Consider the following 18,735-nt stretch of genomic DNA (forward strand, 5'->3'; position numbering starts at 1 on the left):
TTATTTCCCTTCCCCTCTCCCTTTTAGTACCTCTACTGCTCGCTTAATCAATTCCGGAACGGGCAGGCCAATGCGTCCCGCGTTCTCGATAATGCTTAGCAGCTCATTTGCCAGGTAAAAAAAGATCGTCGCGTCGCGGATGAAATTTTGGTCACCAAGCGACATGTCGATCAGATGCGCAATCGCGACCATGCAAAAAATGAACAACTTCCGCGCAATGCCGATCATACCGACCTTGCTTTTTAACTTTCCTTCCATTCCGGCTGCAATCAGACCAGTGACAAAATCAAAAATGACGAATGCGAGTAGCACACTGAGCAATGCTGACCAGCCGCCAAAAAGAAACGAGGCTGCTGCGCCTCCGATAGCAATTCCTGCTTTGATAAAGTTGTCCATTCGCTCTTCTTCCTCTCTCCCCTCGGTGCAGTAAAAATTGCCCCGATCGGCTCGGGGCTGGCTCTCGGTCTTGGTGATAAAAAAATACCCTCGGTTTTACCCGAGGGCCGTTGATGGCGTTTTAAAATGGACCACTTAATGGTGTTTCATACGTTATGTTCTCGTGTTTATCCTTTACTGCCCCGGGAACAAACTTTACTTGATAGAAAAACCCGGTATGCCAAGTATCAGGATTATAACGCATGTAAACCTTGAGAATGGGCTTTTCCGGATCGGTTGTATCCCATTCAATACTCTGGTTCCAATTTTGTTTTTTTAAGTTGGCTCCAGTATGACTGTTAATGTGGGTAATGAGCTGATCGATATCAGTAATGGATAAGGTATCCTCTGATAATTCTTCATTGAAGCTAATCAGCAAAATACTCGCATTCATAACAGTGATTGTGCCAACTGCCGGGCTGGTATCGCTATTCTCGACTTATCCCCTTCTCTCCACGAGGGGTTTCGTTCGAGCCTACACCGCGCGAGCGACTTTCATCGCACACGGCGTTCCATCAACGGATAAAAAGCAAAAAACCTACAACGGGCAAATGTGATTATAAGCTCATAACGTATAACTGGTCCTCTAACTAAAGTTATGCATTGAGACAAATTTGAAGCTAACGGAAAGGAGCCACTCAGTAGCTCCCCCATGAAAAACGCCCTCTCCGTGTTGGAAAAGGCGCTCTATGCGCTGTGTTGGGGCTGGGCCATGATCTCTGTTTTTTCGTCTTCTGTGATGTGATTTTTTGATACGGCAGTTATCAGTTCAGCTTCAGTCCACGCACCGGATTCCCATCTCATCGTGCAATACGAATAGAGTTTACTTGCCATCGTTATCCTTCCCTTTATGCCAGCAAGAGTGCATCTAGGGCATCTTGCGTGATTTTTAATTGTTGTTCCAATTGGGCAATCCTTTCTTCTGGCATCAATGGCCTGCCCACATATTCGTAATAAACGGCTTTGTTTGTCACATCAACATACGCCACCGCCGTTTTTCCCGGCTGCGCCTCCGGGTCGGGAATACTCTCAACGATAACCCCGGAATCTTTGACATCCTGCGGCACATCAGCAACATTCAAGTTGATGATACTAGAAACCATATTTTTATCATCTACACTTTTGTACAAAACCAACAACATTTCAATCATCCTTTCAAGTGTATTTTTACCAAACTGTTACCTTGCAGAATGTATCCACCGCCCAACGAATACCTGGTAATAATCAGCTTACCAATTTCCTCGTAATGCGGCTGCTGGTCAATATTGAATGCGGAAACACACGGATTGATAATGTTGAAATTAACCGGGTTCACTGTATACATTTCGCCACACCCGGCGGTGCCACTCCAACTGCACACCAGCATTTCTGTGTCGCTTATCTTGTAAAACATTGCTACGTTTGTGACCGTCCTCGCCAGCGTGGCAAATGTATTGTCGGTAAAAACCTTGTATTCATTTGAATACCCAACGAAATACTCTGTGCCAAATTTTCGCATAGTCTCGACGTTTTGCGTCGAAGAGGGGGTAACCGCCCTCTCGCCTTTTTTCAATCCAGTCACTTTGTCATACCATGACATTTTGCCGTTGGTATTATGTCCGCTATACACATTCCCATCTTCAAACCCTGCGATCACGTTACCGCCTTCTGAGGAGTTTATGGCTGTATTCCAGACCTCGTTGCCGTTCGTGTCGATTTTCTTAATGTAAGAATAACTGTTGGTGTATAACGAACCATCGGAAGGGTCATTCTTGAAATCTTCGAAACGGCCTTGGTTGTTTGATAGTGTCCGAACCCATGTACCAGTTGTGGCGTTGAAAACACCGAGATACCTATTCGGTCCGGTGGGATAGTAAACATTTAGCACCAAATAGTTGCCAACAAAACCACCACTGATTATTGATGCTAATTCTGGATAACAACCACTACCATAAACCGCCACCAAGTTGATAGAACATACAAGCTGTTTCGTCTCGTGTAAGTAAATATCAACTGTGGAAACGGCATTGCTGCGATATGTGGCTACTCTTGTTTTGTCGATGGCGAGAATAGGATCTGTGTAGGTGTTTTGTGCCTTCGGATCGTCCCGCCTCATCCTCGATGCTGAGACGAGTAATTCCTTTTTGTAGTCGGATTTTCTCGATCCAACCCCAATTCCATGAGCAGCCAATAACAGTGCAGTATCCATAATCAATTTCCCTCCCTTCTTAACCGCAATTTATATAATCACCATCGACATCATAGGTAATCGGGTTGTCAACGGTTGAAATGACTGTTACACCGTCCGCTTTATACTTAATCACTCTCATCGTCGGGTAATTACCATTAGAGTCTACCGCCCCAATCAGTGCCGTCCGGATCGCCAACGTATTGTCGGCTGGCCGCAGGTAATCAACTTGCGTGTATTTTCCGTTCGCATCTTTGGCGCTACGTCGTACTTTATAGTCCGGGCTGATTACATCAACGCCGTCGTATTCCAATTTGCTATCGTCTCGCAATTTCAGTTGTGCTCCTGACACGGAGTTTTCAACCCAAATACCTTTGCCTGGTGAAGAGTCAATTCGAATGATAGGCAATTTTACTTCTTGGAGTCCTGGTTTCATGTAGGCTCCTCCTTCCTATGTGATCTTCATTAATCCCCCAGATCGAGCCAAATCAGCAGGCGAAACCTTGCCGATATCGCCGCTCGTCAGCCTGATGCCCGCTGCCGCAAACATCTTGTCCACCGTCTCGCTACAATTCATTCGGCCCGGCGCATCACTGATCGGCAGACCAGTCAGCAGATACAGCCCCGTTCGTGACAGTCTGCTAGAAGTCATACGGCGTGCCAATGTGCTCTTGGATAAACGTGGACATTACATCAGCCTGCACCGCCGTCAGCTCACCACGATATCGGTACACGTCGTATTGCCACGGCGGGTAATTGTTGTGGTTCCATTGCAGCGGAAAACGCCAGTCCGTCTCGGCGATGTGCATGTCATCCAGCACGATTGCAACATGGCTGTATAGTGAGTCAGTAAACCACTGTATAGCCCGTGCTAATGGTGATTGCCCGCGAACAAAAAGAAGGTCAAAGCGCTTCAAGTCCATGCGCTCGACCTCCTACCAGTTGATTGCGTCGATCTGTTCTTTTGTTTCAGCGGCTTCGACCTGAGCTTTCAGCCCCCAGTACCTAGCGATTTGCTCCTGCTTATGCTGCCCTGCCTCCAGCACCACCTCAATGAACTGTTCCCGCGTCAGGCTGACGATGCCCGCGTCTTCCGTTTTCCATTGCGTCTCGGCAAGAGCAGGCTTCAGCAGGAACAAGGTGCTTTGCTGGTTGAAGTTTACCTGATCCTCTTCATTGAAACGGAATTGGTGCCCCGTCGACGCAGAAGTAAATCCTGCGTAAATCGCCTTGAAACACTCCTGATTCAAATAGTCGACCTTGGCCTGCTTCACCTGTTCCAGTGGAGCCTCTGGTGGCGTCAAGCTCCAAACGATCGTCTCTGTTGCCGGATCGACCCGATACTGATATTGAGCAAACATATCCGCATCTTGGCCGTATTCGAGCTGCAAGCTGCCTACAGTGTCTGGTACGCGCTCGGCCAAAGTTGTAAAAGTTCGAAAATCCTGTTCCTGTGTCGTTTCAACGACTGCTCCTGCTCGTTCACCAGTATCCACTAACACATTTCCAGTTAGTTTATCGAAATAGATTTTCCGCCCAACGTATTGCATTCCTAATTCCTCCTCTTATTCGATTGCCAGCCAATACAATGTAATTGGATACTGCACCCTTACTGAGAATCCGTCTGCGGTAATGTTGTTGATTGTTGTATCTGATGTTGTAGACGTGGAGTTGAAATCGCTAGATGGCGTACCGTAATTGGTTAGTGCCTTCAGTTTACCTGCGCCGGAATAATAGAGATTGGTTGGTATTCGGTTATAGTCAACCAAAGTTGTGAATTGCCTGTTTGATGTGCTAGTCGTACTGTTGCTGTAAAGGAAAACGAGCGTTGGTTTGAATGCTAGACCGGTAACCGTATAGTCCGAATATGCCGCCGTGGCAGTAAAACTCCCTGTTGCAGATCGCTTCACAGGTAACGATGCTACTTTATCAACCAAGGATTTTATGGTTTCTGTTCCTACGGCAACCGTACCTTTTACTGTGATGTTTGCCGCCAGGCTGTTCTTTTGATTCTGCAGAGTCGTGATGAGCGTCGCGACTTCATCTGTGATTAATGCCGGGCTTCCTATGACTGAAAATAAGTCGGCTTTTTGATTTATACATTCCATAGCTTGAAGGGCAGCGATGATGTCTTTGATTGTCGATGCGCTTGGTAGCTGTGCCATGTATTGACCTCCTTTCTACTCTATTCGAATGCGTACCACGTCACTGGACTCGACCACTTGTTTCGCTGATTATCTCCGATCTCATAGGTGAACCCATTTACCGTTTTCGTAACATTTGCAGTTTGTCCAACATTTACATAGCCGTTGTAAGGATCATCCTGTAGCTGCGTACTACCATCTGGTGTAGAGGCAACTTGCAGATAGCTGGACTCGCCGCTTACACTACCATGGACAATGATGACTCGTGGTTGAAATGACAGACCGCTTACCACAATAGTTTGATTTGGCGTTGTGATCGCTGTTGTACCAGTAGCATACTTTTTCCCGGTTTTGACTTGTAGAATTTTCGCCGTGATTTCCGCCCACGTTGATGCTGCCGTAAGCCCAAGCGCTTTGTCTGTACTGACTGCGTTCAGAGCAGTGGCAATATTCGTTTTGACGGTGCTCTGATTCGTGTCGGCAGCGTTTGTCAGGTCAATCAGAGCCTGCTTGTCCGCACCGTTGATGCCTTTGTCCGCACCGTGATCACGCCAAGTATCTATGCTCATGCGCTTGGCACCTCGCTTATCCAATCTCCGTCTGCATCATAGGTGCGGTTGACGGTGACTGTCTGGTCTACGGTGGTTCCGTCTGTTTTGTAGTAAACACGGGTGTCAGTCTGATAGCTCCCTTTCGAATCAGGATTAGAGAGTGTCGACTTCATGTAAAGCGTGTTGTCAGAAACGCGTCGGTACTCTAATACTGTGAAAACCCCGTTCGCGTCTTTGCCGCTTCGATTTTTTTTGTATTTTTCCAACTGAGCAACCTTTTGCTGTAAAGCCGTGTCCAACTTCGCAGCCGATATCGTACCATCTGCCAAAACGCTTGCCGAAATGCTTCCTTCTGCCCCCTGTGGCACGTTTTTGAGGATCAGCAGAGCAATTTCCGTACCAGACGACACTCCCTCCGCCAATCGAACCTTGTTCGCACCCGAGACGTTCACAATTGAGTAGTCATTCTTGTTCAGTGTTGTCCGATTCTGTACAACCATGACCGTATCCGTTTCCGCCACAAATGTTGCCAGAGGAATATCAAAATCCGTCTGACCACTCGTTGTAGCTGTCAGAACATACGAGTACGACACCAATTTTGGTATCCCGCTCGCTGTTACCAGAGCAACTTGCTGGTCTGTGTAGGCTTTGGCGTCCGCGGCAATCGTACTGTCTTTAGCACTCAATTCTGCGAGCGCCTCTTCGACATTGCCACCTGCAAATCTGTTATTTGCATCCTCAATCGTTACTGACGCGGCTGTCGGAGTTTTGATTGTCGTTGTGATAGTCCGCTGATCCGTCGAAGTAATCACTGAGCTTGCATCTGTTGCAAAGTACCACAACAAGCATTGAGCACTTGCAGCATCTCGTGACGTAGTTTTCTTGATGATTCCGTCGCTGTCCAGGTAAATGTATTGGCCTTGCGTGTCGCTCAAAGCGATGCTGCCAGCCGCTACGTCAAACCGAACTCCATTGACATATGCAATGCCAGACGTCCAACTCGCAGTAAGACCGCTGTTAGAAAAAATCAGACCTGATACTACCGCGCTACCTACAGCGGTCTGCGCAAGGTCTTCAATAAGTTGGTGTGCCCTCTCAATACCACTTTCCATGTGGTTGGCGCGAGTAGCCGTAAATTTTGTCCCTTGCTGAACGACATCTCCGGTACTCGGATCGACGATATGATCAATCCATGTATTTTTTTGATAGCTCACGATGTGCTCACCTCCACTTTCACCTCAAATTCAAAGGCGATCAGCAGCCCACTGTCGCCCTTAGTGATACTCAATGTTTTCGTTGCCAAAGTATTGCCTGTACTGTCTACCAATGAAGCAGCCATGATCTGGCCTCGAGCTTGCACATCATCCAAATAGACATACTTGGTTACTTTCATTCCACTGATGGTAGTTTTAAAAATTGGATAAGTCTTGAGTTGCCCGTCTACATTAATGAGGGCAGCCGAAACATGACCACTCAGATCGTCACGCAGAAGCTCCAATAACCGATTTTGCACAATTGCCAATGATATCACCTCCTATTCTGGAACAGGGTAGAATGTATCAGTCAAAGGATAGTCTACAGGGCTTGTACGTGCTATTTCTTGTATCGCCATACTCTCTTTAAAAATCCGTCCTTCTAAGTCATCTTCGGCGTAAAAAAGTCCACATATTGGATATTCCACATCAAATGAACGAGCAAAAGCAGAAACAAGAATGCTCTCCCTCTTACTACGAACAATTGCTTTACTGCCATTGACATGAACTGGCCTGATTTCTTCAAAATTTCTGGACAAATCAACAAGCTGAACTGGTCCTATGCCTGAATACTCAAAAATAATCTCCTTGTTCTCAAAATCTTCTTTTACACTTTCTAGCTTTCCAGCTGACTGTCCCATCGTTTTTAAGGTTGCAAGTGTAAAAGGCAGCCGAGCCCAATGCTTCTGCCGTATATTCTTCCGCCGCTCCTCAACACCCAGCAACTGCTTTTGACCAAAGTAAATCCAATCCCAAACATCCAGCCCCCAGGTCGCTGACCACGGATGGAACTGCCGCAAAACGTCTTCCCGCTCCGCATGAAAAGCATCGACTGCGGTTGCTGCGCCTTCGAAATGATACTCCGCTACCTTGTTCTCGTACCATTGCGGCGGCAACATTTGCCTGTAGCGTTCTGGGATCATGTCGTCACCGCCAAAGCGAGCGAAGCGACAGAGTCAGCAGGCACGGTTAAATTGGCTTCCTGGCCGTTCAGCGTGTAATCCGCAAAGTCGACGACCCCGTCCACGAAAAAGAGCGCCCCGATCTGCTGGTACACGATCTGCGAACGCCCTTTCAAATACGTTTTCACTTGGGCAGCAATCTGTTCCTCGATCTTCGCCTGCTCAGCATCGGGGCGCAGCGCCAGCTTCACTGCAATCGAAACGGGATAAACCTTGGCTGGCAGCACCCGCAGTTCGTGCAAAGCCCGCCTTTTGTCTTCCAGCTTGGTACGCACAGTATTCGCCAGCTCTTCCGTGGCGGGCTGACCGCTCGCATCCGTGATGTACAGATCAATCGACAGATCGTGCCGCGCTTTCTCTACAGCGACTGCTCCGCCTACGCCGTCAACGTTTCGCGCCCAGCGCTCATAGTCCTGGCGGCGGCCGTCGCCTTCTTCGGAGCGCGCCCGATCCAGCAAACGTTTGCGATAGGCATCGTCAGTTTCTCCCTCGTTGCGAGGGAGGCCGAAAAAGACGCCTGACGCGTCCAAATATTCACCGTCTGCCCAAGGAAGAAAGGCTTGCAAAAAGCCGTACTCCAAAAGCTGCTGCTGCTCGCTAAGCTCTTCGGCAATCGGGTAGGCCAAATCGTAGTGGATTTCCCCCTCTCCCGTAGCCGGCGGCGTCTCCCCGCGCTTCTGCGCGAGCACAGCCATCCGGTTCGCGATCCGCTGGTAAATCTGTTCGGGCGTCTCCCGCAAAATCGGCATTTCAGGTCTGTCTATCGTTGCCATGCATCCACCTCCAATCGGGTTGTGCCTCTTGTTCCTTCTATCTCCAGTTGCAAAATGACCCGGCCGCTCGCAAAGCGAATGTCCTGCACGACAGCGCGCTCAATCTCGCTGTGTGCCTCCAGCGCTTCCTCGGTCTGCGCCTTGATCGTCGGCAATGACAAACCGGAGCGCATCCGGCCTTTTTCCGCCAAAAAGTCCACCCCGTACCGCTCCGAGTAAATCGCGTAGCGAAAGCGGCGGGTGTGGAGAATTTTGTGCACCGTCTCCTGCAAGTATTCTGCATATGTTCTCGTGCGCAAATAGCGGCCATCTGGCCCTTGCTTCAACTGCTTCGTCTCCCAATCGAACTGATACGTCCAGGGAATCGGCTCGTCCGTTTGCGCCGTCAAAATGTCTTCCGTGCCCGTCAACTGGGGAAACATCATTCCACCACCCCGAGCAGGAGGTATTGATCGTTCGTGCAGGAAAGCAGGGCAACCTTTTTCCCTACGTCCTCCTGGCGCAACTCCGCAGAGCGCAAGGCGACAATTTCATCCGGCTCCAAAGGCGTTGGGTCTTCGTCGAGCTTGACGGACAACGGCGTGAGCGACAAAAGCTGTCCGAACTCCCCTCGGGTGTTCACCAGCCCGTCCTGTGTATATCCCCTGAGCTTTGCAATGACGGATTGCATGGTTACGTCCTCCTTTCCAGTTGCAGATCCATTGTGTATTGCCCGCCTTTCCAGTGAGCGTTGCAACTGGTGACGATCCAATCGGTAATGGTCTGATTGTTCTTTTCCATGATCTTGATCAGCCAGCCTGCGCGAAGCCTTGCCGCCTGCTCGTCCTCATGACGGACCGAGATCGACCTTGTCAGCGGGATTTTGGACAGCTCGGCAAGCTGCTTCGCTGCCAAAGCGGCAACATTTTTGTCCTCCCCGGCGTCGATGACCTTTTGCATGCGACCAATTTGCTTGACGAGGCTCTCGTTCGCTTTCGTCGCACTGCTCGCCACCTTGTCGTCCTGGTAGCGCTCTGCTGTCACCACCGTGTACACATCCTCGATGCTCTCGCCTGTGGAGCTTGTCGAAAGCAAGCTTGCCTTGAACAGCGGAACGATCGGGTTTGCCCCCTCCGGCAAAACGGTCAGCTTGTCGCGCTGGTACTGCACGAAATAGCGGGCGCCTGTTTTCTCGTACGCTTGCTCGGTCAGCGATGTGAACAGAGCCGTATATGATTGGGGAGCAATGCGCTCTTTGGTCGTGAAGCCAAAAGGCGGGCAGCTTATGTTCACGCCCGCCGCCTTGATGACTCGCGCCAGCTCCGTTCCGGCATCGCCGTCCAGCTTGATGCGGGATACTTCGTTTTTTTGCAAATACCAGCCAAGCTCGTAAGCTGTCGCGGACAAATCCCCAGTCCGATCGTCGCGATCGAGGCGGACAAGCGGACCGTGGAAGATTTGCTGCGCTTCTTTTAGCTGATTGCCGGAAAAGAGCATCAAAAAGCCGGCCGCTTGCAGGGGCGGGGCTTCCTTGATTTGCACACTCAACTGCCCGGCGATTTGCCCGCGGGACGATGACCAGGACAGCTCTGTGACAGCCGGGGAAAGGTCATATCGAGTCTGTTCCTTCCCATATATGACTTTCATCTCATCATCTCCGTTAAAATCCGTGTGCGTCTTCCAGCTTTTTTTGAATCCGCATGCGCATGTCCTCAGCCCGGCTGCTGCCAGCAGACTGAGTGATCGCCTTCTGCTTCTTCGTCTTTTTCGCTACCTTGCCGCTCGTATTGGGACGAACCGGCTGCTGCCGCGAGATGACGGCGCCAGGGGAGAGAAGCTGCGTCTGGTTGCTCCAGGTAATAAATTCGTCTTTTACAAACAGCGGCAGCTCAATCGAGCCGTGAAAATCGACGTTTTTCCCCTGAAACTTGCCATCGCACGGCCCGATCAGCACATTCCAGGCGAGATTCAACTCGTCGATCGTCAGCAGCACCTCTGATCCTGTCAACCGCTCCAATCCGGCAAGCCACGGTCTCGGACCTTGGTAGCCTTTGACCTCGATGTAAGGAGCTGTAATGTCTCCCGGCAAAAAGAAATCGAAACTGATCGATTTCGGACGTCTGGCCGAGATGCGATTGGCGGCGAGCAACGTGATCGACGTGGTGCCTTCGACATCGTTACCGTAGCCGCGAAATTGGATTTCGGCTGGAGTGACCGGGAATGTCAGTGTGTATTTGCCTTGCATGCGAATCATGTCACCACTCCTCCTCTTGTCTCCAGCGCGTCCAACAGTGCCCTCTCGATGATCGCTCTGATTCTTTGGCTGACAGTTGGATCATTGAGCATTTTCAGCATCGTCGGAATATCTTGCAGCACACCGTCCGCATGCAAAGAAATTGTCAGTTGTGGGATCGTCAAGGAGACGCTCTGTGTTTTTGCATTCGGATTTCCTGCTGGTGAATAGGCAGGGGCAGTTGACCTTTGCGGCGCTGCTTGAGGTGCGCGTGTCCTGCGCCGCTCCTTTCCGAAAAGCTGCTGCTTTTGTGCTGTATCTCCTTCTTTCGCAAGCGACCTGTTCTGCCACCAATTTTTTGCTGTGTCATAGATCGCGCCTCCCGCCATAGAACCTCCGAAGCCACCAATGATGCCGCCGATCGCTCCTCCGATTGCTGTCCCAAGTCCCGGAACAATGGAGCCTACAGCAGCTCCCATCGCCGCGCCAGCAGCTGCGCCTCCCCATCCACCAAGCGCTTCTGCACCTACTTGTGCTGCCGTATCCACTTTATTTTCCGATCCGGCGATTGTCGCAACACCGAGCAAGGTTCCAACGAGCGGTACCCTTCTCAATCCTGCCTTCGCGATCTTTTTCCAGGAGCCTTTTCCTCCGGCTTTTTCGGTTTTATCCGCTTTCTCTCGGCCGCCACTATCCAGTTCAGTCATGTCCGGCAGTTCAGGCATCATGTCTAGAGGAGAAGCACCTGGCACAGCTGCACTGATGCCAAGAGGAGCTGCGCCTGCGACTGCACCAACTGCGGTTGCATTGCGTTTGCCTCCCGTCTGCTTGTTCGCTTCATTACCAGCAGCAGACTTGTTCGACCCGTTCCTGTTTTTATTGCTGTTATTTTTTTTGTTACCCTTATTGTTGGATTTATTCCCCTTTTTACCACCTGCGCCAGAACCGTCGCAGCAGCAACAGCAGCAGCACTCTCGTTTTCCTCCTGCATCCGGATTGAGCGGTTTTTCTTCCTCCGCTGCTTTTCCTTTTTTGCCTATTCTGGCTATAAGCCCCCCTACCGTAGTGAAAAAAGCTTTCGTTTTCGTCCAGATGTTTGTTGCAAGGGCACCGACTGTCAAAATGACGGTCACAGCCGTTACCATATATACGGCACCTTTCCTTACCGTCTCATCCCAACTGTTGAACCAGCCGGTGAAAAGTGCAGCTGTTTTGGAGACCAGCGCAGTGACACCCGACAAATCGCTAGTTACTTTTCCGATCGCGTCCATCGCCTCATGCTTCGCCTCTGCCTGAGCCTGAAGCGTAGCAAAAAACGGGTCGGCCTGGGATGAAGCTGCATATGCTTTATCTACCTCGTTATTCATCTCTGGCTTCATATCGCCGGAGGCAATCTTGACCGTCTTCTCCACAATATTTCCCGAATCGCCGCCCAGACTGGCCATGGCTTTTTGCTGTTCCGCCGCGTTCGAAGAGGCAGCAATCAGCATCATCATTTTTCCCAATGCGATTCGCTGCTCGTCTTTGTCTGTAGAAGCCAGCCCTATAGCAAGCCTTTTGGAATCTTCCTCGGCTCTTTGTTGTGCCATGGCTTTTTTCTGCTCGTCGGTTAGTTTCTTTTCCGGGTCAGACTCCTGAATTTGCTTTTCGTATTTGGATGCAAGAAGCTGTACAAGTCCACCATTGGCGTTATATTCCTGACCCTTGATCAACAGGGCGCCAAACTCCTTGCTATTCAGGGACAGCTGGCTGATTTCTCCGACCACGGCAGCCAGTTTCTCTGGGGTATTCAGCATTTTGCCATTCGCTGTGTTGAATTGCGCGAGGGAATCTACCAGCTTGAGGCTAAGATTGCCTGCTCCCGCATTGTTCATATACTGAAGCGCATTCGCCAGTTGTTCAGGTTTGGCATCAGCCTGTGTTGCGGCGCCAATCGCTGTCATCATTCTTACACTTTCTTCCCCGGCAAGACGAGTCGTGACAGCCAGTCTTGCTGCCTCTTCCACCATTTTTGGATCGACGTTCCCGCTTTTTGCAATCAGAGCCATCGCCGCGGGTTCGGTCAGATAAGGATTGAGCCTTGTCAATTTCGCGGCCATCTCTTCGAAAACTCTCATTTCCGCAGCGCTTTTTCCACTGCCTGCATAAATAGCCCGCTCTTGCCCCGCAGCCTTGGCTTCCGTTTTGACTCCATCCATCGATGTGCCAAAAGCAACACCATTCCAGAGTCCCCCTAAGTTGGCCCACTCCTTTTTCATGTCGTCAAACTTGGGGGCAATGTCTACAAATTTGACTTTAGGCTTCACTTTGTTCAGCTCATCCATGCTGGCCCTGACTTTCTGAACGTCGCTCTTCATTCGACTAAGTCCTGCGGAGAGCTTATTGGTCATGCTCTGCATTTCCCGTCCTGCTCGGCCTACTTCCTTGGTCATCGCGCCCATTTCGTGCAGCATGCGCTTCATTTCCGAACGCGTGTCTTTCAATCTAACAGCATCTGTTGCCATTCATTTCACCTCCTGTCTTAACTGTCATCCAACTTCCTTTTATATCCTAAAGCGGGATCGGAAAAAGCCGAGCCCCTTCACCCGGCTCTTTCCTCATCCTCCAGCTCGACCATCTGACAAGCCATCACGAACAGCTTTTGCTTGTACGCGTCCACATCGTACTCCAACAGATCCGACGGACGGCCCCGGCCTCTTAAAAAAGCGCGGCACATGTGCCAAGCCTCTCCGTCAGATCGGATCAGTTTTTTGCTTCTTCAATGGCCTCTTCTTCCGACTGGCCTGCGTTTACATCGCGCACTGCCTGGAGCAGCTTGCTGTATCCCTCAGGATTGTCGCGGAAAATTTTCTCCACCAGCTCGTACTTCGTTCCGGCCTTGTACGCCTTTTTCAGCTCTTCCTGGTTCCACGAAAACTCATGCTCGGTCGCCTTGACGATTCGGGCGTCGTTGTAGAGGAACCAGTCTGTTTTTTCTCCCTTGTCTGCCATGCGCTCGCATTCGCGCAGCTCGGACAGGTTCAGTTGGCGCACTTTCCATTCGTCGCCGTCGATGACGACAACCACCTCTTTGCGCGGCGCTTGTTCATTCGCTTTTGCCAAATATTTTTGCAGTTTGCTCATGTCTCTTCCTCCTATTCGATGTAAGCTGGCAATTCATCCAGGTAGTCCGGCTTGTCGATGGACATCCCTTTCAGGTCGTAGGTAGCGTGATCGTTGCCGTCTGCCTTCGCTTCCCACAGCGTGATTTCTTCCGGATTCAACACGATGTTGGAAATGCGGACGCGCTCGGAGTTGCCCGCTTCCTTGTCCAGCGTCTCTCCAATCAAAAACGGCAGCACAGGCGTTTTGCCCTGGGTCAATTGCTCGACGCAGTAGTATTTCAAAGCGGCGTTGGTAGCCGTAATTTTCAGCGTGACCTCTACATGCCAGTCATTGACCGTCTGGATTTTCCCTTTTTGCAGACGGTTGGTGTCACCGTACTCGACCTTGAGGACCATTTTGCCCTCCAGTGTTCCGTAGATCGGATCTCCATTTTCATCGTAAACTTGGCAATTTTTCAGTTTGATATCGCGTGCAATAGCCAATTACAGCACCTCCCAGTCAATGTCAAAGTATTCGATCGCATCCAATGGCTTGGCCGACAGCAGGAAGCCGCGGCGATCGCCGTTTCCGTTCTTTTTGTCTGTAAACGTCCAGCCTGTCTCAATCGCGCCTTGCTGCTCGCGCACGGTCAAATAAGTGTTGACCGCAGACACAAACACCGCACCGCCCAGGTCGTTGTTGCCCAGCTTGCCTTTGTACTTTTTGCCGACTGCATTGATGTCGTTGACGATCTGGTCGAGCGTCATGCTGACGCGGATTTTGCCGTAATCTTCCCGCTCGTGTGCACCCAAAACAGCCAACGTGTTCACGGCGCTCTCGATGATGTACACCTCGCCGTCACGGGTGGCGACCAAGGTTCCCGAGCTGAGCGCTTGCAAAATGTCGGTGTGGCCCCAGTCTTTCAGCGCTTTTTTCAGCGGCACGACAACCGCCGTCAACGATTCGTGCGCAGGCGTCGCCGCGATCATGCCCGCTACCCATGCCGCCCACTGCAGGCTGCCATATGTGTTTCCATTGTTGTGCTGGCCAGCGATGGCGCAATTGACGACATAACGGGCATTTTGCGCGACAGAGCGCTCCACATGCTTCTCCATGTTTTCATCGTCCGCAGCCTTGCCGCCAATGACCAGCGTGCTCAGCTTTTTGCCCAGCTTGCGGCGATCGCTCATAAACTGCTTGGCCGCTGCCTGCACGGAAGCATCGTCGAACGGCAAGTACATGGCGTCAAAATCCGCACCGGAAACAGCCATGAACAGCTTGCTGGAATCCGCTGCCGAGAGTGCCGCTGTCCCGCTGGTGCCGCCTGTCAAATTCGCTTCGGAAGCTACGGCAATCGCCGCATCGCCCAGCTTTTTCACGCGCACGTAAAGCGACTGGCTTGTTTTCGCCACCAGCTCATCTGCATCCGCAAACGAAAACTTCTCGGTTTGCAGCGGCCCTTTTACTTGCAGCTCCTTTTTGCCCGGCTCGGAAGTAGAAGCGACGATGACGACGCGCAATTCGTTGCCCAGCAAGCCCGGATAAAGCGCCTCGATCCGCACGGCATTCGCCTGCTCGTAAGCTGCCTTCGCCGCTGTTCCGTTCGTCATGCGATACGCCAGGACGGTTGCCCCGCCTTCTGCCGCAAGTTCGACCGTATCCGCTTTGCCAAACGTTTGCGCCATGCGCTCCTCGTAGCTGCCCAGCTTCACCAGTTCATCCGGCGCTCCCCACTCTGCCTGGTACGGAACCAGAACAACACCGCTCTTTGGTACTACTCGTTCTTTTGCCTTTGCGATCAGTTCGACCGTTACGCCCGGCCGTTCACGTTGAATTGTCATGCTTACACCCCGCCTTTGTATTTGGTCAATCGATTTTTTACTTGCCCTTCCGACAGCTGCTCGTTGTCTGCCGCCATAAAAAGAGCGCCTGCTACCTCGAACCGTTCGGCTTCCAGATAGGCGGCGCTCAAAATCCACTCCTGTTTTGTTTTCACAACATCAGGTTGCTGCTCTTTTTTTGCCACTAGGAACGTCCCTCCTCAATCTCAAATTCGTTGATGGTCGCTTCCGCCGCTTTCGGCACCGTGACGACGTACGTAAACCGAAACGCAATTTCCGTGCGATCCCGCTTATCCCGCCAGATTCGCAATGTCGAGCTGTCGATGTCGATGGACAAATCCGACGCCGTACCGCGATAGCTGTACTGCGACTTGCGCAAAAGCTGGCGCAGCGGCTCGTCCGACAGCCTCTGGTACACGCCAGCTGTTTTCGGATAATGCAGCACGATCCACGCCTCTGACTGCACTTGATAGGAAGCATGGCTCCTGCCCGTCTCCCCGATGCCTTGCGTCAGCAAAAACGCGGCCGGTGCGGAAAAACGCTGAGCCATCCAGTCGTCGACGTTGACGACCGTTGCCAGCTGCGGATAAGCTTCCCCGATCAGTTCGGAAAGAACGGACAACTCGCGATCCTCCATCCTCCCACCTCCCTTGGTTGCACTGCTTGCCTGCTGTTTGTCACATGCCAGCTCCCTCCTTCGTCGGATTAGCGAACAGGAAAAGCCACCCGGCAATTGACCAGATGGCTTCTTGTGTCTCTTACTTGATTCGCTTGAGTCCATTATAACCTTTTGCGCGGATCAAAATGGATTTTTCACGTAAGTGTCAGGGAGTGTCAGCTCTTGTCAGCCTTGTTAGCCAGTGATTCGCCCGCCCTTTTGGAAAAAGCCGCTCGAAGATCGTTCCAGCTCTTTCAACGATTCCAGCTACTTCATTCCAGCTCCAAAAAAAAAAGCCCGATCCTGGCATGTCGCGCCAAAATCGAGCTTCTCGCATCTTCTGCGTATTCACTTTTCGCTTTTTCATCCCGTCTGCTGCATTTCATCCCCGTACATCGCCCACGCCATTTTCAGCACAGCACTCCGCTTAATCTCGTAGTAGCGTTGGCGGGACACCCCGATCGCTTTGGCGATCAAATTGTTTTTCTCCCCATCCAGCAGCGCTTCCACAATCAGTCGCTCCTGTTCGCTGCGAATCGTTTCTACCGCTCTGTTGATCCGCTCGATTTTGTCCTGCAAATTTTGCAGCCGCTTCTGTTTCCGTTCCCGGCGAACGACTTCCGCGTGTGTTTTGTCGCTGTGGGAGCCTTGGCCTTTTGGCATGGCCGAATCCAATCCGTACTGGCTGACCATGCCTTCCCCGGCTTCCCGCAAATAGCGCTGAATGCGGACAATCTCGATTTGCATGTAGCTGTAATCGCGAATTTCTTCTTCCGTCTTTTGCAAAACAGAGAGGGCTGGAGCCAACTCGTGCAAATCAAAGCGGACTTCCCGTTGTTTACTCGCCTCTTTCTGAATCGGCCGTGCTGGCTTTGCTTGCTGCTGCTGCAAATATCTGTCCCACTCCGGGCACGATTCAATTTTGCCGATATGCTGGTCATGGACCTGGCAATGCGTCCGCTTCCCCCAGCACGTCGCCGGGCAACCTTCGCACACCGCTTCCATCAACATGTCTTTACTGATCAAAGTTGTCGTCGTCATTCTCTTTCCCCCTCGTTCTCTCGTAAAAGCTGTAGAGATACATCGTTTCGTTTTGCTGCTATCTATCTTTTTCGTACCTTTTCTGCTAAAATGCTCTGCCCGATGATCACTCCGACCAACAGGGCGCAAGCAACGATCAATGCTGCCTGTATCATCTCTGCAAAAATCCCCTTCCCCCATGGAATGATATGGAAACAAAGGACAGCGCCGACTCCTCAACTATTCTTGCGGATGCTGTTTTTCATGGACAGGAGGATCGATTTTTTTCTCACTCGGTTCTGCCTCCTTCTCTTTCTCCTTGTTCGCTTTCAACTGCACATCCAAAATGTTGTTGATGCGAATCTGCAAATCGACATGCTTGAACGTCACTACCAACACGAGAAAACAAACGACCACAGCGAGCACCTGGACATAATCCATCGACATCATCGCTGCCCATCCTTACTTTGAATCAATAGGCGCTCTCTGATCGTGCTTCCTCGGCTGAGCTTCGTGCTTGTCCATTCGCCTGCCAAAACGAGATTCTTCTTCGGGGAGAGCACAGGGAACTGGCTCGTGAGTACCGCTTTGCACTCTCCTGACCGTCCTCTGCGCACTCGGCAATGAGAACTCTCGCCTATGCAGCCGATACGGCCTATCGCTTGTTTTTGCATACTCTCACTCCTTGCCTGATTCCATTTTTGGAAATAAGATAGTTTGCTTCCCCTAAAAGATAGACAGGAACGTTTGTTCTCTTTGTTAGTACAAGTATCTCATACAATCCATTTCAGTTCAAGTTATTTCCAATCATTTTTTTCCTTGACTTTTCTTGATCGAACGGGGTTAAATGCCCCTGTATTTATTGCAAAATTCCGCATAAAAAGAAGCGCGATTCTCTGGAAAAGAACCGTGCTTTGAACGATAGCCACAACTCAAAAAGTACACCACTCTCATACTTCGTTGGTTACGTAATGCTTTCTTGCTGCCTTTCTGCCTGAGCGTTCCCAACCACGCCATCCACCATGCATAGCTGAAAAGCCGTGCGCAAAAAACGCAAAAGAGCCAGCGTCTCCTCCCGATGCAGAGAACGCTGGCTCTTTTGCGTTATTCCCCAAGCTTCTTCCGTTCTACTCAATCCCAAATGTTCGGACGTTCGATTCCCATCGTCCTCATGTAATCGAGCAACTGCCCGGTATGAACCGATTCATGGTACGCAATCCGGAGCAGCATGTCGCCCAATGTCCTGACGTACCCGACATCGGAACGGTCGATGCGGATGCTCTCCAGGTCGCTTTTGTCCAACTCTTTGACAAAGGCGAGAAACTCGTCCCGATACGGCTTAGCAAAAGCCAACTCTTCCTCAATCGAGGTGAACGGCTTGGTGTCATACGGATTCGGCAGAGCAGACAGAGCGGAGCTGCCTCTTTGAATCAAAATCTGATGGTACAAAAACTCGCCCTCGATGACGTGCCGGATCATTTCCCCGCAAGTAAACGCTTTGTTGTCGGGCTTCCAATCCAGCTTGTCTTCCGGGATCGCCCTCCACACCTTGATGCTGCGGCGTCTGACTTCCTCGAAATTCAGAATCAAAAGATCAGTCGCATTCATGTCTGCTCCTCCTCTCATTGCCTGTGC

At 51.0% G+C, this 18,735-nt stretch carries 27 protein-coding genes; all 27 read right to left on the bottom strand.

Annotated elements, in window-relative coordinates:
* Complete coding sequence (locus tag NST23_RS24580; RefSeq protein ID WP_173598851.1) at positions 1-396, bottom strand: phage holin family protein; 396 nt, start codon at positions 394-396, stop codon at positions 1-3.
* Positions 397-517: 121 nt separating this feature from the next.
* A complete protein-coding gene (locus NST23_RS24585; RefSeq protein ID WP_122963791.1) occupies positions 518-829 on the bottom strand; it encodes a hypothetical protein in 312 nt (103 codons plus the stop codon).
* Between the two features lie 454 nt (positions 830-1,283).
* Positions 1,284-1,577: a hypothetical protein gene (locus tag NST23_RS24590; protein ID WP_340964794.1), complete on the bottom strand. Its 294-nt coding sequence runs from the start codon at positions 1,575-1,577 to the stop codon at positions 1,284-1,286.
* A gap of 5 nt (positions 1,578-1,582) precedes the next feature.
* Positions 1,583-2,623 carry a hypothetical protein gene (locus NST23_RS24595; protein ID WP_340964797.1) on the bottom strand — a complete coding sequence of 347 codons (1,041 nt, stop codon included), beginning with the start codon at positions 2,621-2,623 and terminating at the stop codon, positions 1,583-1,585.
* Positions 2,624-2,642: 19 nt separating this feature from the next.
* Positions 2,643-3,038 (bottom strand): hypothetical protein, encoded by a 396-nt coding sequence (locus tag NST23_RS24600; protein WP_340964799.1) that lies wholly within the window; start codon positions 3,036-3,038, stop codon positions 2,643-2,645.
* Positions 3,039-3,243: 205 nt separating this feature from the next.
* Complete coding sequence (locus tag NST23_RS24605) at positions 3,244-3,525, bottom strand: hypothetical protein (RefSeq protein ID WP_340964801.1); 282 nt, start codon at positions 3,523-3,525, stop codon at positions 3,244-3,246.
* Between the two features lie 12 nt (positions 3,526-3,537).
* On the bottom strand, positions 3,538-4,152 hold the full coding sequence (locus tag NST23_RS24610; RefSeq protein ID WP_340964803.1) for a DUF4376 domain-containing protein: 615 nt from the start codon (positions 4,150-4,152) through the stop codon (positions 3,538-3,540).
* 15 nt (positions 4,153-4,167) lie between these two features.
* Positions 4,168-4,767, bottom strand: a complete 600-nt coding sequence (locus NST23_RS24615; RefSeq protein ID WP_340964806.1) for a hypothetical protein — start codon at positions 4,765-4,767, stop codon at positions 4,168-4,170.
* Positions 4,768-4,787: 20 nt separating this feature from the next.
* The gene (locus tag NST23_RS24620) at positions 4,788-5,315 is read right to left on the bottom strand and encodes a hypothetical protein (protein ID WP_340964808.1); all 528 of its coding nucleotides are present in this window, start codon (positions 5,313-5,315) and stop codon (positions 4,788-4,790) included.
* On the bottom strand, positions 5,312-6,511 hold the full coding sequence (locus NST23_RS24625; protein ID WP_340964811.1) for a hypothetical protein: 1,200 nt from the start codon (positions 6,509-6,511) through the stop codon (positions 5,312-5,314). Before NST23_RS24625 ends, NST23_RS24620 begins: the two co-directional genes overlap by 4 nt.
* Positions 6,508-6,810 (bottom strand): hypothetical protein, encoded by a 303-nt coding sequence (locus NST23_RS24630; protein WP_340965213.1) that lies wholly within the window; start codon positions 6,808-6,810, stop codon positions 6,508-6,510. The genes NST23_RS24625 and NST23_RS24630 overlap by 4 nt, the downstream gene beginning before the upstream one ends.
* A 21-nt stretch (positions 6,811-6,831) precedes the next feature.
* Positions 6,832-7,473 (bottom strand): putative phage tail protein, encoded by a 642-nt coding sequence (locus NST23_RS24635; RefSeq protein WP_340964813.1) that lies wholly within the window; start codon positions 7,471-7,473, stop codon positions 6,832-6,834.
* Entirely contained in the window at positions 7,470-8,285 is an 816-nt protein-coding gene (locus tag NST23_RS24640) for a baseplate J/gp47 family protein (protein ID WP_242774212.1), read from the bottom strand. The genes NST23_RS24635 and NST23_RS24640 overlap by 4 nt, the downstream gene beginning before the upstream one ends.
* Entirely contained in the window at positions 8,273-8,707 is a 435-nt protein-coding gene (locus NST23_RS24645; RefSeq protein WP_173597642.1) for a DUF2634 domain-containing protein, read from the bottom strand. Before NST23_RS24645 ends, NST23_RS24640 begins: the two co-directional genes overlap by 13 nt.
* Positions 8,707-8,955, bottom strand: coding sequence for a hypothetical protein (locus NST23_RS24650; protein WP_173599379.1), 249 nt, complete (start codon positions 8,953-8,955; stop codon positions 8,707-8,709). The genes NST23_RS24645 and NST23_RS24650 overlap by 1 nt, the downstream gene beginning before the upstream one ends.
* Before the next feature lie 2 nt (positions 8,956-8,957).
* Positions 8,958-9,911 (bottom strand): XkdQ/YqbQ family protein, encoded by a 954-nt coding sequence (locus NST23_RS24655; RefSeq protein WP_340964816.1) that lies wholly within the window; start codon positions 9,909-9,911, stop codon positions 8,958-8,960.
* Between the two features lie 13 nt (positions 9,912-9,924).
* The gene (locus NST23_RS24660) at positions 9,925-10,518 is read right to left on the bottom strand and encodes a hypothetical protein (RefSeq protein WP_173597645.1); all 594 of its coding nucleotides are present in this window, start codon (positions 10,516-10,518) and stop codon (positions 9,925-9,927) included.
* Positions 10,515-13,001 (bottom strand): hypothetical protein, encoded by a 2,487-nt coding sequence (locus NST23_RS24665; protein WP_340964819.1) that lies wholly within the window; start codon positions 12,999-13,001, stop codon positions 10,515-10,517. The genes NST23_RS24660 and NST23_RS24665 overlap by 4 nt, the downstream gene beginning before the upstream one ends.
* A gap of 77 nt (positions 13,002-13,078) precedes the next feature.
* Positions 13,079-13,213 (bottom strand): hypothetical protein, encoded by a 135-nt coding sequence (locus tag NST23_RS24670; protein WP_255679189.1) that lies wholly within the window; start codon positions 13,211-13,213, stop codon positions 13,079-13,081.
* 26 nt (positions 13,214-13,239) lie between these two features.
* Positions 13,240-13,620, bottom strand: a complete 381-nt coding sequence (locus NST23_RS24675) for a phage tail assembly chaperone (RefSeq protein ID WP_173597647.1) — start codon at positions 13,618-13,620, stop codon at positions 13,240-13,242.
* 11 nt (positions 13,621-13,631) lie between these two features.
* Complete coding sequence (locus NST23_RS24680; RefSeq protein WP_063231751.1) at positions 13,632-14,084, bottom strand: hypothetical protein; 453 nt, start codon at positions 14,082-14,084, stop codon at positions 13,632-13,634.
* Positions 14,085-15,422 (bottom strand): phage tail sheath subtilisin-like domain-containing protein, encoded by a 1,338-nt coding sequence (locus NST23_RS24685; RefSeq protein WP_122963777.1) that lies wholly within the window; start codon positions 15,420-15,422, stop codon positions 14,085-14,087. It abuts the gene before it with no gap.
* A 2-nt stretch (positions 15,423-15,424) separates the two neighbouring features.
* Positions 15,425-15,607: a hypothetical protein gene (locus NST23_RS24690; protein WP_122963776.1), complete on the bottom strand. Its 183-nt coding sequence runs from the start codon at positions 15,605-15,607 to the stop codon at positions 15,425-15,427.
* Positions 15,607-16,059: a hypothetical protein gene (locus tag NST23_RS24695; RefSeq protein ID WP_122963775.1), complete on the bottom strand. Its 453-nt coding sequence runs from the start codon at positions 16,057-16,059 to the stop codon at positions 15,607-15,609. Before NST23_RS24695 ends, NST23_RS24690 begins: the two co-directional genes overlap by 1 nt.
* Before the next feature lie 384 nt (positions 16,060-16,443).
* The gene (locus NST23_RS24700; RefSeq protein WP_229049757.1) at positions 16,444-17,121 is read right to left on the bottom strand and encodes a hypothetical protein; all 678 of its coding nucleotides are present in this window, start codon (positions 17,119-17,121) and stop codon (positions 16,444-16,446) included.
* Between the two features lie 219 nt (positions 17,122-17,340).
* Positions 17,341-17,550, bottom strand: a complete 210-nt coding sequence (locus NST23_RS24705) for a hypothetical protein (RefSeq protein ID WP_063231744.1) — start codon at positions 17,548-17,550, stop codon at positions 17,341-17,343.
* A 681-nt stretch (positions 17,551-18,231) separates the two neighbouring features.
* On the bottom strand, positions 18,232-18,708 hold the full coding sequence (locus tag NST23_RS24710) for a DinB family protein (protein WP_122963770.1): 477 nt from the start codon (positions 18,706-18,708) through the stop codon (positions 18,232-18,234).
* Positions 18,709-18,735: the final 27 nt, after the last annotated feature.

Origin of the sequence: Brevibacillus sp. FSL K6-0770 (genome assembly GCF_038000275.1) — a bacterium.
Taxonomy (GTDB): domain Bacteria; phylum Bacillota; class Bacilli; order Brevibacillales; family Brevibacillaceae; genus Brevibacillus; species Brevibacillus parabrevis.